The organism is Cupriavidus pauculus, from assembly GCF_008693385.1.
Taxonomy (GTDB): Bacteria; Pseudomonadota; Gammaproteobacteria; order Burkholderiales; family Burkholderiaceae; genus Cupriavidus; species Cupriavidus pauculus_D.
On record NZ_CP044067.1, the window covers coordinates 336,485 to 351,930 of the forward strand.

A 15,446-nucleotide genomic window follows, 5' to 3' on the forward strand; every position below is an offset into this window, starting at 1 on the left:
TATCGAAGCCCTCGTTCGCACGGCGCTCGCGGCATGCGCCATCGCGTGGAGCTGCGCGACGCACGCCGCGTGGCCGGAGCGGCCCATCACCATCGTCGTCCCCTACGCTCCCGGCGGCGCGGCCGACGCGCTCTCGCGCGTCGTGGCCAACAAGATGGGCGCAAAGCTCGGCACCAGCGTGATCGTGGACAACCGCGCGGGCGCCAGCGGCACGATTGGCGCGGGATTCGTCGCCAAGGCCGATCCCGATGGCTACACGGTGCTGTACGACGCCACGCCGTATTCGATCAATCCTCACCTGTTCGCGCGCATGCCCTATGCGCCCGGTTCGCTGCAGCCGCTGGCACTGGTCTCGCTCGCCCCGAACATCCTGATCGTCCGGGCCGATTCGCCGGTCAAGACCGTGCAGGGCCTGATCGACAAGGCCAAGGCCAAGCCAGGCGCGATCAACTTTGCCTCGGGCGGTAGCGGTACGGTGCAACGTCTGGCCGCGGAACTGTTCCGGCAGCGGCTTGGGCTGGACATGGTGCATGTTCCGTACAAGAGCGGCGGCCCGGCCATCACCGACGTGATGGCGGGTCAGGTGGACTTCATGTTCAGCACGGTGGCCGCCTCGCAGCCGCTCGTGACCAGCGGCAAGCTGCGCGCGCTCGCGATCTCTTCACCGCAGCGCTCGCCGCGCATGCCCGATGTGCCCACGGTGGCGGAGACGGTCATTCCCGGCTTTGAAGTCTACGAGTGGAACGGGATGTTCGTGCCGCGCGGCACGCCCGCCGCGATCGCGGACAAGCTGCATCAGGCATTGGTCGATGCGTTGCGGGACCCGGAGGTACAGCGACGCTTCGGCGATGTGGGCGCGCGCCCCGTGGGCTCCTCGCCGGCGGAGTTTGCGGAGTACCTCGCGAAGGAAGACGCCAAATGGGCCGAGGTGATCCGCAAGGGCGCGATCAAGGCCGACTGATGCGTACGCACACCGACCCCTGACACCATCACCATCGATTCGACATTCAGGAGACTTAGACAATGAGTATTGCCATGACCCGCCGCACAGCACTGGCCGCGGTCCTCGCCACCGCCATCGCACCCACGCTCGCCTGGGCGCAGACGGGCGGCTATCCGACCCGGCCGGTCAAGGTGATCGTGCCCTTCGTTCCGGGCGGCAATGCCGACAGCACCGCGCGTATCTTCGCGGAAGCGTACGGCCAGCGACTGGGACAGCCGTTCGTGATCGACAACCGCGGCGGTGCGGGTGGCATGATCGGCGCCGCCGCCATGGTGCGTTCGGACGCGGACGGATACACCCTTCTCGTCGGGACGACCGGGCCCATCGTGGCGAGCTGGCAGCTCGCGGGCAAGGCCGCGAACTATAGCCTCAAGGACATGCGTCCGGTCGCGCTACTCTCGCTCGTGCCGGGCGTACTCGTCGTCAACGCCGCGTCGCCGGTCAAGACCTACGAGGATTTTGCGAAGACCGCAAAAGCGCAAGGCGGCGCGCGGATCGGTCATCCGGGCAATGGCACGGCCGGCCATGTGAACATCCTGCAGATGCAGAAAGCCCTGGGCACGAAATTCGTTATCGCGGGATACAAGGGCGCCGGCCCGGCGGTGCAGGATCTGCTGGGCCAGCAACTCGATGCCGTCGCGACGGACCTGCCCTCTGCGCTGCAACTGATCAAGGGCGGCAAGCTCCGCGCGCTGGCAGTGGTGTTCCCGCAACGCGTGCCGCTGCTCCCCGACGTCCCGACCATGGCCGAAGCGAAGCAGCCGGAAGTCGATATCGCCCCCTTCACGGCCGTGATGGGCCCGCGCGGGCTGCCGCAGGCAGTCGTCGACAAGCTCGTGCAGACCAACGACGCCGTGCTCGCGGACCCCGCCACGCGCAAGCGCGTCGAGGACATTGGCGGCGTGCCCACTCACATGACGCCGGCGGACTTCGAGAAGCTGCTGGCGCGGCAGACGTCGACCTATGCCGGACTGATCAAGTCCGGCGTACTCACTGCCGAGTGATATCGATTGCGCGGCGCGCGCTCAGAAGCCGTACAACGCCGCGGCATTCCGCGTCAGCACACGGTCCATGAGCGCGTCCGAGCCACACCACTCGCGCAGCAGGTCCACGAGATCGGCGTCGTTGACGCCCTCTCCGGCCCCGGTGGTATGCGGCCAGTCGCTGCCCCACACCATACGCTCCGGCGCCGCCGCGGCAAGCGCGCGGCCGATCGGCACGGTGTCCCGATAACCGGGCGCACCCGATGCCGAGCACATGTACGCGCCCGACAGTTTCATCCAGGTGTTGCCGCCATCGAGCAGGCGCCGGATCACGGCATACGCGTCGGACGCCGTTCCCGTCGTGGGTTCGATCTTGCCGAGGTGATCGATGACGAGCGGCACGGGCAGGCGCTCGAGATGCTGCGCAAGTTCGACGATCTGCGCCGCATGGGCAAAGATCTGGATATGCCATCCCAGCCGTTGCACCTTGCCGGCCAGCGTGTTCAGCATCTCGGGCGTTGTTCTGCCCCAGCTCTGCGGCGTCACGAAGTTGACCCGCAGACCGCACACGCGTTCACGCGCCAGCGCATCCAGTTCGTCATCGGCAACCTCCGCGGCGACGACCGCGACGCCACGCGCCTGCTCCCCCAGCTGGCGCAGTGCATCCACCGTACAGGCGTTGTCGGTGCCGTAGGTGGAAGGCGTGACAACCACGGCGCGCGAGGTGCCGATACGCGCCTGCAACTGGCGGTAGGCCGCGACCGGCGCTACGGGCGGCGTGCGGGTCCAATGCGCGGAAGGCGCGAAACGCGGGTCGAAGATATGCATGTGCGCATCGCATGCATCGGGCGGAAGTTGCCGGGATGGCCGGTTCGTTCCCAGGGAATGCGGCACGGCCGCTGCGGAGTGATCCATGGCGTAGGTCCTCGTTGGCATGATGCCGGGCTACCGCGGCACCAGCCGGTCCGGACCGAGTTCGTCCAGGCGGTTGACGCCGAGTAGCGCCATATCGCGGTGCACTTCGTCCTTGAGCAGCTGGATCGCATGCGCAACGCCTGCTTGCCCCTGGATCGCCGCGGCATAGACCATGGGTCGCCCCACGAAGACGTGATCGGCGCCGAGGCTCAGTGCCTTGATCACATCGGTGCCGCGGCGTACGCCGCTGTCGAGCATCAATGCCATGGCACCCTTGGCGGCCACGGCGGCGGGCAATGCCGCAAGGGGCGCGATCGTGCCGTCGAGCTGGCGTCCGCCATGGTTCGACAGAATCACGCCATCGGCACCGTGCTGCTCGGCGCGCCTGACGTCGTCCGCTGCGGTGATGCCCTTCACCACCAGACGGCCTTTCCAGAGGCGGCGCATCAGCGCCAGGTGATCCCAGGACAAATGGTCGCGCAGACCGAACTGCCGCACCACGCTACCCGAGATGATCGGCACGCCGCGCTTGGCGCCCGCGTTCTCGAAATGCGGCATCCCCTTTGTCAGCAGCGTGCGCGCCAGTGTGCCAAGCAACCAGTGCGGCCTCACGATGCCATCCCAGGCGAGCCGCAGGCTCGGACGGAGCGGCGTCGAGAACCCGACGCGTACATTGCCTTCCCGGTTGGCCAGCGTCGCGGTATCCACCGTGAGCACGAGCGTCCTGAAGCCCGCCGCGGACACGCGCGCGACCAGTGCCTCGATGTGTGCGGGTTCTCCGGGGATATAGGCCTGGAACCAGCCGCATGTGGGTGCGGCCGCCGCAACCTCTTCCATGCGCGTCAGCGATGCGCCGCTGAGGACGTAGGGAATGCCCGCCGCCTCCGCCGCCCGCGCCATGACCACATCGCCATCGAAGGCCGACAGTGCGCAGATGCCCATTGGCGCGATGCCGAACGGTGCCTGATAGGACTGGCCCATCAGCGTGGTCGCTTGCGTGCGCATGGAGACGTTGACCAGGACATTCGTGCGGAACATCCATTTCGAGAACGCCGCGCGATTCTCGGCGACGGACACGTTGTCTTCAACGCCGCCCCGGATATAGCCGAAGATCGGGCGCGGCAGATGCCTCTGTGCCGCGGCCTCGAAGTCGTCGAGACACAACACGTTGCGCAGGCGGCGCGGCAGGTGCTTGCGGGCGTTGGGGGCAGGGCCGACCTGCTGGCGGGCCGGTGCCTGGGGCATTGTCGTCATGGTGTCTCGCATTGCTCGTGCCCGGCGAAAATTGCCGTAGCCTCTGGCTTTGCGGCGACTTTACGAAGCGACCGGTCTCCGCGCAATGCGTTACGCTGTGCGTAACACCCACATCAGGTCGGATGCCACGTGGCACGCAACGCGGTGGCCGGCATGGCGCCGAGACTGACGCCGAGTTCCTTTGCGGCGGCGATGGTCGCAGGTGCCAGCTCCTTCAGCCGCTCCTCCGTCAATCGCTCGATCGGGCCCGAGGTACTGATGGCGCCAAGTACCGCGCCGTGCTCGCCCCTGACAGCCGCCGCCACGCTGGAGACACCGGCCGCGCGCTCCCCTCGCGTCAGGTGGTAGCCATTGCGGCGAATTCGTTCATAGAGGGTGCCGGGCTCGCCGAGCGCCGCGAGAATGACGCGTCCCGGTGCGCCGCGGTGCAGCGTGAGCACTTCTCCGGAACGGACATGATCGGGGATCGCCGCAGGTCCATCGCAACGCATCAGACAGCTGCGCAGATCGCCTTCATACACGTAGAACGACGCACTCTCGCGCGTGGTCTGAGACAGGCGCCGCAGGATCGGTTCGATCGCGAAGTTCAGGTCGAACTGCGCCTGATAGTTCGACCCAATCAACCCCGCCGCAGGCCCAAGGCGCCAGGCACCATCGTCGCGCCTGACCAGAAAGCGCGACGTCACGAGCGTCCGCGCCAGCCTCAGCACGGTGGGCTTGTGCATGCCGGTGCGACGCGCGAGCTCGGCCAGACTGAGATAGATCTCCGCGCCCGTGAACGCCGTAAGCACCGACAGCGCACGCGTCACCGCATGAACCTGGGAGCGATCCTCCGACGGTAATGGTTTGGCAGGCGTCAGCAATACAGCGAGCGCTGCATTGCTGTCTTGTTGCGAAACCTGTTTTTTCGAAGCGGCTGGCATTTCGGGGCGATTGACCTCAAGCGTTACGCACAGCGTAACACGGTATCAGCGCGGGTCGTTTTGCGACGGCCGCGACGCCGCTATGTAGCGCCGACCCGAAGGCGGCCCTGCGGTTGACAAGCGCGTGCGTGGGTATGTCATGGATGCGTTCGGTATGGCGGTCTGGGAAGAGTCGTATGCTCAGATTCAGGCGTCTATCCAACGCATCCGCGAGTTTCCTGAATGCGGTCCGGTAGCCGATGAATTGAGCACCCTGACCGCGGAAAGATTTCGCGAAGTACAGAGCGGGAAGAATCGAATCATCTATGAGGTCCGGGACGACACTATCTACGTGCATCTGATCGTGGACCGGCGCCGTGATCTGACGAGTTTGTTGCAAAGAATCCTCTTGCACGTATGAGTCGCTGAGTTCGGCTCTCAGCGGCACCCGTCGTTCTCAGTGCCAGCCGGGGTCGCGCTGCGGCAGATTGCCTCGTCGGCGCGCGGTTGCTTCCGGTCAGCCCTCTGAACGGATCTCCACGCATTGCAACTGCACGACAAATCCGCCTACTAGCCTTGTCGATCGAGAAACGGATTGAGGTGCATCGCGGTGATGAAGGAAACAAGGTTGGTCAGGAGAAGATCGACAGCTAGCAGAGCGGCCATTGCGTGCTCAAGTGCGTCTGCGTCAATGAGCATCTGAAGAATTTTCTTCAACGCCAAGCACCATTGGCTGACCCACTCGGTAGCCTCCGTATCACGCATACCGAGCTTTCCGACACCTCGCGTAAGTGCCGCAACTACGGTCTTTGGGAGAGCTTCGTACATCGAAGCCACGCTACAATCCGCAGGCCATGAGACGTGCATGATGTAGGTGGAGTCTTCGCTTCGACTGCTTGAAAGCCCTGACCCGAGAATGACGAAAAGATCGTTCTCAACGCTGCTCAATAGATCATATAAAACTTGCCCGTCGTCAGGGCCCGCTTTTATTCGATCCATGACTTCCCCAACATAGCTAAGTCGGCGGCACAGTGAAGTTATGTGGCTGTCTGTTCGATCAAGCGCCGGTGAAAGCAAGTACTCAATGAGTACTGCAGGCAAAGGGAACAAATCGTCCATATTCGTCATGTCAATACAGTATCGGTACGTCTCGGTTTGCTTGATACGCCCACTCTGGAAGTTACAGCGGCCAGGCGACACCGTAGCGTTTCACACGGCTGATAGACCAAGCCTCTCTGCGGAGACGGACAGAGGTTTATCGATTCGATTGGGCAAACTCCAGTGAATTGATTGTTTGCCATTCACTGTCGAGCATCGCGTACCGATGCTCGTCATGCCACACACCGTGTACGAGCATGCTTTCTCGCGTCGTCCCTTCGCGACGCATGCGCAAGCGTTCCATCAAGCGGATGGATTCCATATTCTGCGTGCTGGCGTTCGAGGTCAGGCGATGCAACCGACGTGCTCCGAAAGCGTAGTCGATTAGCCATCTTGCTGCTTCGGTCGCATAACCCTGACCCCAGAAATCCCGATTGAGCGACCATCCGATATCACCGGTCTGCCTGTGGTCGGCTTCGATATACATGCCGACCTCTCCGATCATGCCCCTGCGCTCTCTCAGTTCTATCGCGAACATAAGCCAGCAGTTGTCGGCATCAGAGGTCAGCTCGGCCTGCTTCGCCAGAAACGCCTGCGCCTCGGCGTGGGGCATACGCTCGATCGGCTGCAGGCGCATGTTCTCGTGGGCGTTCCGATAGGCCAGGAAAGCGTGCAGATCCTCCTGGCTGGGGCGGCGAATGACAAGCCGATCTGTGTACGCAGGAATCATCTTCTCTTGATTCGATCTTGAACTGTCTTCATGCGTGGCTCGATCCTGACTGGAGAATCGCATCCGCGAATTCCACAAAGCCTGCACCCCCTGGTCCGTGCGTGACCCAACGAGGAGGAACTGGCAATTGCGGAAGGTAATCGATCACCGTGCTCACGCCCGCCGTATGCTTGAAGAACGCGAACATTGGTGCGTCGTTGGTGGAGTCGCCGGAATAGGCAACCGACTCGCTGGCCCCTTCCGTGTCCACGCCATACGTCTTGGCGAGCACGCGTAACGACATCGTCAACTTGTCGTAGTCGCCAACCCAGCCGAGGACCCAGAGGTTATTCACCGTCGCGGTCGCTCCTGCCCGTGTAAGAGCATCGACGATGCGTCCATCGAGGTCGGTTCCTGTGCGGCGATAGGCGAGACTCGTCAGCCGGAACACTTGATCCTCCGCCTCTTGTGCCTCCGGCACCGATTCTTCGACGCCGCGGGCGATGGACCTCAACTGTTCGCGGACCTGCTCCAGTCTGTCGGGCGAATGCCAGTAATGCCGTTCGACGCTGTGCCCGTCTGAACTCCGACGCAGGAACAGTCCGCCGTTTTCGGCTATGACGCCGTCGACGGGCCACATGCGGGCCATCTGGTCGCACCAGCCGGCGGGCGCCGCGGTGACCGGTATCACGCGAATGCCGCCGGCTTGCAGCCGTGCCAGCGCAGTGTACGTCTCGGCAGGCAAGCGGCCTTGATAGGTCAACGTCTCGTCCATGTCCGTAAGGACGAACCGGACTTTCGAGAATTCATTCGCTGCTGCCTCGGATAGCGATTGCATGGTGACGGGTTGGCAAAGGACAGCGGCAAATTATGAACGACAATCAGGAAGCCGTCTTTGGCGGCCTACGCCGTCGCGCTGGATCGCGATGAAACCACCGCGTACCAGCGCTTCACTGCGGAGCGCCCCTCCGGAATCGGCATGGAAAACGCCTTCGTCGCAAAATCGACGGTAGCAAGGGCTGTGATATCCGCCGCGGAGAACCGATCGCCCGCGACGTAGGCCGAGCGTCCTAGCTGGGCTTCCAGGTCGTCGTAGAAATTCGCGACCCGTTGCTTGCTGCGGTCGATCAGGTCGGGAATCTGTTCGTACCCGTGGAGACCGGAAACCGCTCGCCCCTTGAGGCCCCCGGCAGCGTTGCGCACTCCCTCCATGACGGCGGCGAACCCCTCGGTCTCCATGCGCCGCTCCCACATCGCCACCACGGCCTTCTCGGCTGGCGTCGTGCCGTACAGCGACGGCGGTGCGGAAGCATCGTCGAGATAACGCATGATGGTTGGCGCTTCGCCGATGACGGTACCGTCGTCGAGCACCAGGGCCGGGACGACGCCGCGCGGATTGATTGCAAGATAGGCGTTCGAGTGTTGCTCCCGAGACCCGAGGTCGACCGGAACGAGCTCGACGTCAAGCCCCTTTTCCGCGATCAGCATCCTGACGCGACGCGCGTTTGGCGAGCCATTGGAATGGTAGAGTTTCATGAATATTTCCAGTTAGAGTTTCGAGCCACCGTTGACGCGCAGCGTCTTCCCGGTGATTCATCGCGCCCGCTCTCTGTTCACTAATGAGAATGAGGGTACTAATCTAGAAGTTTTGAGCGCACTGGAAAAAGACTTTGTAAGCTGGCGGGCATGCCTGTCAGGCATGACAAGCATGGAATGCTCGTGGCGACTTCACCTGCCCTCCCCTGCATCCGGCGGGCCCCGCCTTCCGTTCGGTTGCGCCGCGGCCGGCATCGATCCGACCAGCACCGACGACATCTTTCCAAGCTGGTCGTAGAAGCTTCCCCATGCGGCCGAAAGTCCGTTCATGCCGGCGGGATCCGTGGATGCCGCGCCCGGACGCGCCGATGCCGGCCATGACACGTTGAGCGCCTGGCACTGCGTGAGCCACGCCGACCATACGTCGGCGAACGCCTTGGCATACTCGCGCGACAATGCCGCCTGATGCTCCATCCGGTCCGTGAGCAGTTGCGCGACGGACGCCTGCAAGGTCGCAGGCTCGCTCGATGCTTCGATGCGCTGTAGCAGCCGTTTGGCGCTACGTACCTCGTCCTCCACCGCCTTCATGTGGGCCTTCAGGATGGTGTGCCTTGCATCCTGTACCGCGATGTACGCCCGGCACGCTTCCGCAAGCGCCACGCGCTGCATCGTTGCGCCATAGTCGGCGGGAACTTGTGTTTCGCTCATGGCAGTCTCCTGGTTGATACGGTTCACGATAGTCGGCCCGACGTCGGGAGTGTTGACGCATGTCAAGCTCGACGTGCGTGGCTGCACTAGGCTTCAGTCGTCATCGATTACCCATGCACCGCTTATGGCGGGACGGCACGGTTATCTCCACATGAGGCCTGATCCCGCGAGTCGGAACTGCTTTCCCCATATGTCGCGGCATTCCGGCAATCCGCCGGCCACGTCCACGACATTGCTATCCGCCGCCACGCTGCTGCCGTCCGCGTTACTCTCGGCGCTCGGGAGCTCACGTATTGGGCTGACGGACGCCGACGCCCGTCAGCGTTTGAAGGAGGTGGGCCCGAACGAGGTACTGCCCGACGAGCGCCCCCGACTGACCATCGAGCTCCTGAAAAGGTTGTCCAGCCCGCTCAGCGTGATGCTGCTCGTGCTCTCTTCCGTATCGCTGGCCATCGGCGAGGTCAACTCGGCCGCCATCACTGCCGCGATGGTTCTGTTGAGCGTGGGCATTGCCACCTGGCAGGAACAACGTTCGGTGACGGCCGCCAAGGCTCTGCGCGCGCTCGTCCACACCACGGCGACTGTGCAGCGGCGTGCAACGTCCGATGCCGAATCGACCCTGGCGGAGGTCCAGATCGCGGAGCTGGTGCCCGGCGACATCGTGCACATCGGGGCCGGTGACATCGTTCCAGGCGATCTGCGTCTGCTTGCAGCCAAGGACCTGTTTCTGAATCAATCCGCAATGACGGGCGAGTCGGTGCCGGTCGAAAAATGGGCGCGGGACACATTGGACGCACCCGAGGCAACGGCGCTCACGCCGGGCGACCTGCCAAATGTCGCCCTGATGGGCACCACGGTCGTGAGCGGCACCGGTACTGCGGTGATCGTCTCCACCGGTGTGCGCACGGTGTTCGGCAATATCTCCCACCTCGCGTCCCAGACGGCTGCGCCAAGCGCCTTCGACACGGGCATACGGCACGTGGCGAACCTGATGCTCGTGCTCATATGCGCGATGACGCCACTGGTATTCGCCATCAACTACCTGACCAAGGGCGATATGTTCGAGGCGCTGTTGTTCTCGCTGGCCGTTGCGGTCGGCCTGACGCCCGAGATGCTGCCGATGCTGACGACTGTCACCCTATCCAAGGGCGCCCTGGCGATGGCGCGCCGGAAAGTGATCGTCAAGCAGCTGAGTGCGATCCAGAACCTCGGGGCCATGGATGTCCTGTGCACGGACAAGACCGGTACGTTGACACAGGACTGCGTCATCCTCCATCGCCACATCGATATCGACGAGACCGAATCCGATCACGTCTTCGCCCTCACCTATCTGAACAGCCGTTTCCAGACCGGCCTGCGCAACCTGCTGGACAAGGCCGTGTTGCTGCACGATCCGGCCGTCGTGACCAGCATGGGGCTCGACCAGCGATATCGGCCGATTGACGAGGTACCCTTCGACTTCGCACGCCGGCGCATGTCCGTCATCGTCGAATCCGACACCGAACAGCTGCTGGTCTGCAAAGGCGCCGTGGAGGAAACTCTGTCGGTTTGCACGACTTGCGAACGGGCGGGCGCCGTCGTGCCGCTAACGGCGCCGGTCATGGATGAGGCCAAGGCGCTCGCCGCCCGGCTCAACCGCGCGGGGTTCAGGCTGCTGGCCGTCGCGTTCCGCAGCGTGGCAAAAGCGGACGCCCGCGCCTATGCCGTGGCGGACGAAAGCGGCCTGACCCTGGCGGGCTTTGTCGCCTTCATCGATCCGCCGAAAGAGACGGCAGCGGCGGCATTGCGTGCCATCAGGGGACGCGGCATCGGCATCAAGGTCCTGACGGGAGACAGCCCGGACATCGCACGGCATGTCTGCGGGCTGGTCGGCATCGATTCCCTCGAGATCGTGACGGGGCGGCAGCTGGACGGTCTGGAGGAGACCGCCGTCGCCGACCTCGCCGAACGGTTCACGGTATTTGCCAAGCTGACCCCGGAACACAAGGCCATGCTGGTCCGCGCGCTGCGTTCCCGCGGGCACGTGGTGGGCGTGCTCGGCGACGGCATCAACGACAGCCCCGCGTTGCGTGCCGCGGACGTCGGCATCTCGGTGGATACCGGAACCGATATCGCAAAGGAGGCGGCCACCATCATCCTGCTGGAGAAGAGCCTGCTGGTGCTGCATGACGGCATCGTCGAGGGGCGGCGAGTGTTTGCCAATCTGCTCAAATACATCCGGATGGCGTCCAGCTCCAACTTCGGCAATGTGTTCAGCGTGCTGGGTGCCAGTCTCTGGCTGCCGTTTCTGCCGATGGCATCGATTCAGCTGCTGACCTGCAACCTGCTCTACGATATCTCGCAGACTGCCATTCCCACCGATCGCGTCGATGACGATGCGCTGGCACAGCCAAGCTCCTGGGATACGCGGGTGCTGTGGCGCTATATCGCGATCATGGGACCGCTGAGTTCCGCCGTCGACTTCCTGACCTTCCTGCTGCTCTATTTCGTGCTGGACCTTCGCTCGATGGCGTCCGAGGCAGCGTTCCATTCGTCGTGGTTCGTGGAGTCGATACTGTCTCAGATGCTTGTTATCTACGTCATTCGCACACGAAGGATTCCGTTCGTCCAGAGCCGCCCCAGCGCGGCACTCGTCGCTGCCACGATAGCGATCGTCACACTCGCGCTGTGGCTGCCGTTCTCTCCGTTTGCGCCCGCCCTGAGGCTGGTGCCCCCGCCGTCGGCGTTCTGGTTATACCTTCCGCTGCTGCTGGCCGTGTATCTGAGCGGTGCCTTCCTGGCCCGTGGGGCGCTGTACGCCGAGCCGAGGGTAGACGCTCGGACCGGACTGGCCAGCGCGTTGCGGCAGATCAAGGAACGGGCCTGAGCAGTTTCAGGATCGTCACCGCTTCGGCCCCTCAGGTGCCGACTCCCGAAGCCTGTAGGTCTCGCGATACTCGGGCATGGTCACCGCCCATCCAAGTTCGCGCTCGATGCGGAGTCGCAATGCATCGCTGGCCTGCGGCTCGCCGTGCACGATGAAGGTCTGCCGCGGCGGCTGATGGAAACCCTTCAGCCAGGCTAGCAGGTCGGCCGCATCGGCATGCGCCGATAGCGTGTCGAGGCGTGCCACTTCCGCGCGGATCGGAATGTCCTTGCCGTGCAGCCTGACCAGGCGCCCGCCGGATCCCAGCGTCGCGCCACGTGTGCCGCCCGCCTGAAACCCGCACAGAAGGATCGTGTTGGAAGGGTCCTGGCCGAAGCTCTCGAGGTGATGCACGACGCGTCCCCCGGTGAGCATCCCGCTTCCGGCCAGGATGATCTTCGGGCGGGTGTCGCCATTGAGCCGAACGGAATCCTCGGCGCGCTGCACGGGTTCGGCCATCTCGCAGGCGGCCGCGCAGGCTTCGCGATCGATGCGCAGTTCTTCCGGGTGCAGCGAAAAGATCCGGGTCGCGGCGATCGCCATCGGGCTGTTGAGGAAAATCGGCACATCCGGCAGTTTCCCCGCCTGCTTCAGGCGGTAGAGGCAATACAAGAGCGACTGCGCGCGGCCCACTGCGAAGGTGGGGACCACCAGCGTGCCGCCGCGCCCAATGGTCCGATTCACGATATCGCCCAGGGTTTCGATGGGATCCTCGGCAGGATGAAGCCGATCCCCGTACGTCGACTCCACGAGCAGCCAGTCTGCCGCGCTCACCGGCTCTGGCGCTCGCATGACGGGATCCGACTGGCGGCCAAGGTCGCCCGAGAACACGAGCCGGACGCCGTCGAAATGCAACGTGACCGTCGACGCGCCGATGATATGCCCGGCGCGATGAAACTCGGCCTCCATTCCTGGGGCGACGGTCCAGCGTTTCGCATACGGCACCACCTCCAGGCGCCGCAGCGCGCGGGCGGCATCCGTGCCCGAGTACAGGGGAATGGCCGGGTGGTGCCGCGAGAACCCTTTGCGATTGGCGTAGCTGGCATCTTCCTCCGCCAGCGCGGCGGCGTCGGGCAACAGGATCTCGCAGAGCTGCGCGGTCCCCAGCGTGCAGTACACGCTGCCACGAAAACCGTTGCGGACAAGCAGCGGCAGATAGCCGCTATGGTCGATGTGCGCGTGCGTCAGCACGACCGCATGCAGGCTCGCCGGATCCACCGGCAATGGCGCCCAGTTGCGCAAGCGGAGCTGCTTGAACCCCTGAAACAGCCCACAATCGACCAGAATTCGGCACCTGCCCGCCTCCACCAGATACTTCGAACCCGTTACGGTGCCCGTCGCACCCAGAAATGTCAGTTTCATCGCGTGTGCATGCCTGAGAGGTGGGCCGGTCAATGTGCCAGCAGTACCGGCACCGTCATCGATGCCAGGATGGTGCGCGTCACTCCGCCGAGCGTGATCTCGCGCAGACGACTATGGCCATAGGCGCCCATGACGATGAGATCGGCCCCGATATCCGCCGCCCGCGACAGAATCAGCTCCCCGATAAGCAGATCGTTGGCCTCCGCCATGTACTCCATCTCCACCTCGGCACCGACGTCCCGCAGCAGCCGCAGTGCGTTCGCCGCCGGTGTCGCATCCGCACGCAGGCTGCGCATCGCCGCATTGGCGTGCAACAGATGGACACGACTGCCCGCCAGTAGCGGCAAGGCATCGTGCAGCGCGCGGGCGCTTTCCCGGCCGCCATCCCATGCGATCAGCACACGTGTTCCCAGCGTGGGAAAGTCCCCTGCATACGGAATGACCAGCGTGGGACGACCGGACTCGAGCACGATCGATTCCAGATACTGGGGCGCGATATAACCGTCGTCGTTGGATTCGTCGGTCTGGCCAAGCACGACAAGGCCTGCCTCCCTCACCTCTCTCAGGGTGCTCGCCACCGGTTCGCCTTCCGCCACACGCCACTCCGCCGTCATGCCGTGCTCCCAGATCGCGGACTCGAAGCGACGCCGCAGGGTTTCATGAGTATGGTGCCGGCGTTCGCGATCCTCCTGCAGGCACTCGGCCGCATGATGCATGCGATAGAACCAGGGCTGCGGGGCATAGGTGACGCAGAGGCCGGTCATGCGGCATTGCTGCGCGAAGGCAATGCGCGCGGCCAGCGCGATGCGCGACTTGACCCGCGCCTCGGCGCCGACGTGAACGAATACGCTGGAATAGCCAAGCATTTCGGACTCCTGTTTCCCATTCGATCGTCAGAGGCGGCCAACAGGCGTGCGCCTCGCACGATTCAGTCTAGGAGTCGCATAAGGGTGGACTTTGACGTGGGTCAAGTCGAGCAAGCGCTCAAGGCGAGATGGCCACCTTCAACACCCCGTCGCGCTGATGCGAGAACAACTCGTAAGCGTCTTCGATCCGCGCGAGCGGGAAACGATGGGTGACCAACGCGCCCAGATCCACGCGGCCGCTCTCGATCATGGCCATCAGCCGCCGCATGCGCGCCTTGCCGCCGGGGCACAAGGACGTGACGATGCGATGGTCGCCGAGCCCCGCGGCAAATGCCCCCAGCGGAATGCGCAGATCCTCGGCATAGACGCCGAGGCTCGACAGCGTCCCGCCGGGCCGGAGCACGCGCAATGCCGCCTCGAAGGTGCCTTGCGTGCCCAGGGCCTCGATTGCCGCGTCGACGCCCCGGCCGCCCGTCAGGCGCATGATCTCGGAGACCACGTCCACCTGGCGGTAGTCGAGCGTGATATCCGCACCGAGCTGGCGGGCGACGGCGAGCCGGCCTTCGATGCCGTCCACGGCAATGACGACCGCGGCGCCACGCAGCCTGGCTCCCGCGGTCGCGCACAGTCCGATCGGGCCCTGTGCGAACACCGCAACGACGTCCCCTAGGCGGATATCGGCATGTTCGGCGCCGGCAAAGCCCGTCGACATGATGTCCGGGCACATCAACACCTGCTCGTCGGTGAGCCCATCCGGCACCGGAGAGAGGTTGGCCTGGGCATCCGGCACGAGCAGATACTCTGCCTGGGCACCGTCGATGGTGTTGCCGAACCGCCAGCCTCCCGCGGCCTTGTAGCCGTGCGCGACGCCCTCCCCGTCCTGCGCCGGCCAGCCATCCTGGCAGGCGTAGGAGTGAAAGCCCGGGCAGATCGCCCCGGCAATCGCACGTTGCCCTTCTTCATAGCCAGTGACGCTGCTGCCGAGCTGTGCGATCACGCCCACAGGCTCGTGGCCTACGGTCAATCCCGGTGGCACGGGGTACTCGCCCTTGAGGATATGGACGTCGGTCCCGCAGATCGTCGTGGTCGTGATGCGCAGCAGCGCATCGTTGGGACCTACCTCGGGTACCGTCTTCTCCCGCAGTTCGATCTTACCGGGTCCGACGAACACTGCTGCTGCCATGGATGTCATGATCGTTTGCTCC

At 64.3% G+C, this 15,446-nt stretch carries 15 protein-coding genes; 4 read left to right on the plus strand and 11 right to left on the minus strand.

The window, feature by feature from the left end:
- Position 1 precedes the first annotated feature (1 nt).
- Both FOB72_RS19800 and FOB72_RS19805 read left to right on the plus strand, forming a co-directional pair.
- Complete coding sequence (locus FOB72_RS19800) at positions 2–961, plus strand: Bug family tripartite tricarboxylate transporter substrate binding protein (RefSeq protein WP_150377275.1); 960 nt, start codon at positions 2–4, stop codon at positions 959–961.
- Positions 962–1,035: 74 nt separating this feature from the next.
- Positions 1,036–2,007 (plus strand): tripartite tricarboxylate transporter substrate binding protein, encoded by a 972-nt coding sequence (locus tag FOB72_RS19805; protein WP_191002352.1) that lies wholly within the window; start codon positions 1,036–1,038, stop codon positions 2,005–2,007.
- A gap of 21 nt (positions 2,008–2,028) precedes the next feature.
- Here the strand turns inward: FOB72_RS19805 and FOB72_RS19810 are convergent, their stop codons facing one another.
- The 3 genes from FOB72_RS19810 to FOB72_RS19820 form a co-directional block, all read right to left on the minus strand.
- Positions 2,029–2,901, minus strand: a complete 873-nt coding sequence (locus FOB72_RS19810) for an amidohydrolase family protein (protein WP_150374444.1) — start codon at positions 2,899–2,901, stop codon at positions 2,029–2,031.
- 30 nt (positions 2,902–2,931) lie between these two features.
- Positions 2,932–4,146 carry an alpha-hydroxy acid oxidase gene (locus FOB72_RS19815; RefSeq protein WP_150377276.1) on the minus strand — a complete coding sequence of 405 codons (1,215 nt, stop codon included), beginning with the start codon at positions 4,144–4,146 and terminating at the stop codon, positions 2,932–2,934.
- A gap of 122 nt (positions 4,147–4,268) precedes the next feature.
- On the minus strand, positions 4,269–4,964 hold the full coding sequence (locus FOB72_RS19820) for an IclR family transcriptional regulator (RefSeq protein ID WP_223851706.1): 696 nt from the start codon (positions 4,962–4,964) through the stop codon (positions 4,269–4,271).
- A 238-nt stretch (positions 4,965–5,202) separates the two neighbouring features.
- Here FOB72_RS19820 and FOB72_RS19825 point away from each other — a divergent pair, with 238 nt between their 5' ends.
- Complete coding sequence (locus FOB72_RS19825) at positions 5,203–5,478, plus strand: type II toxin-antitoxin system RelE/ParE family toxin (protein WP_223851707.1); 276 nt, start codon at positions 5,203–5,205, stop codon at positions 5,476–5,478.
- Positions 5,479–5,627: 149 nt separating this feature from the next.
- Here FOB72_RS19825 and FOB72_RS19830 read toward each other — a convergent pair whose 3' ends face one another.
- The 5 genes from FOB72_RS19830 to FOB72_RS19850 form a co-directional block, all read right to left on the minus strand.
- On the minus strand, positions 5,628–6,185 hold the full coding sequence (locus FOB72_RS19830; protein WP_150374447.1) for a hypothetical protein: 558 nt from the start codon (positions 6,183–6,185) through the stop codon (positions 5,628–5,630).
- Between the two features lie 127 nt (positions 6,186–6,312).
- Entirely contained in the window at positions 6,313–6,948 is a 636-nt protein-coding gene (locus FOB72_RS19835) for a GNAT family N-acetyltransferase (RefSeq protein WP_150374448.1), read from the minus strand.
- The gene (locus tag FOB72_RS19840; RefSeq protein ID WP_150374449.1) at positions 6,914–7,702 is read right to left on the minus strand and encodes an HAD-IIB family hydrolase; all 789 of its coding nucleotides are present in this window, start codon (positions 7,700–7,702) and stop codon (positions 6,914–6,916) included. The genes FOB72_RS19835 and FOB72_RS19840 overlap by 35 nt, the downstream gene beginning before the upstream one ends.
- Positions 7,703–7,767: 65 nt before the next feature.
- A complete protein-coding gene (locus FOB72_RS19845) occupies positions 7,768–8,400 on the minus strand; it encodes a glutathione S-transferase family protein (protein ID WP_150374450.1) in 633 nt (210 codons plus the stop codon).
- A 192-nt stretch (positions 8,401–8,592) separates the two neighbouring features.
- Complete coding sequence (locus FOB72_RS19850) at positions 8,593–9,108, minus strand: hypothetical protein (protein WP_150374451.1); 516 nt, start codon at positions 9,106–9,108, stop codon at positions 8,593–8,595.
- 190 nt (positions 9,109–9,298) lie between these two features.
- On the opposite strand from FOB72_RS19850, the gene mgtA reads away from it, so the two are divergent.
- Positions 9,299–11,974, plus strand: a complete 2,676-nt coding sequence (gene mgtA / locus FOB72_RS19855) for a magnesium-translocating P-type ATPase (protein ID WP_191002354.1) — start codon at positions 9,299–9,301, stop codon at positions 11,972–11,974.
- Between the two features lie 15 nt (positions 11,975–11,989).
- Here mgtA and FOB72_RS19860 read toward each other — a convergent pair whose 3' ends face one another.
- From FOB72_RS19860 to FOB72_RS19870, 3 genes are all read right to left on the minus strand, one after another.
- On the minus strand, positions 11,990–13,375 hold the full coding sequence (locus FOB72_RS19860) for an MBL fold metallo-hydrolase RNA specificity domain-containing protein (RefSeq protein ID WP_150374453.1): 1,386 nt from the start codon (positions 13,373–13,375) through the stop codon (positions 11,990–11,992).
- A gap of 29 nt (positions 13,376–13,404) precedes the next feature.
- A complete protein-coding gene (locus tag FOB72_RS19865) occupies positions 13,405–14,241 on the minus strand; it encodes a universal stress protein (protein WP_150374454.1) in 837 nt (278 codons plus the stop codon).
- A 118-nt stretch (positions 14,242–14,359) separates the two neighbouring features.
- Complete coding sequence (locus FOB72_RS19870) at positions 14,360–15,433, minus strand: NAD(P)-dependent alcohol dehydrogenase (RefSeq protein ID WP_191002355.1); 1,074 nt, start codon at positions 15,431–15,433, stop codon at positions 14,360–14,362.
- Between the last annotated feature and the right edge of the window lie 13 nt (positions 15,434–15,446).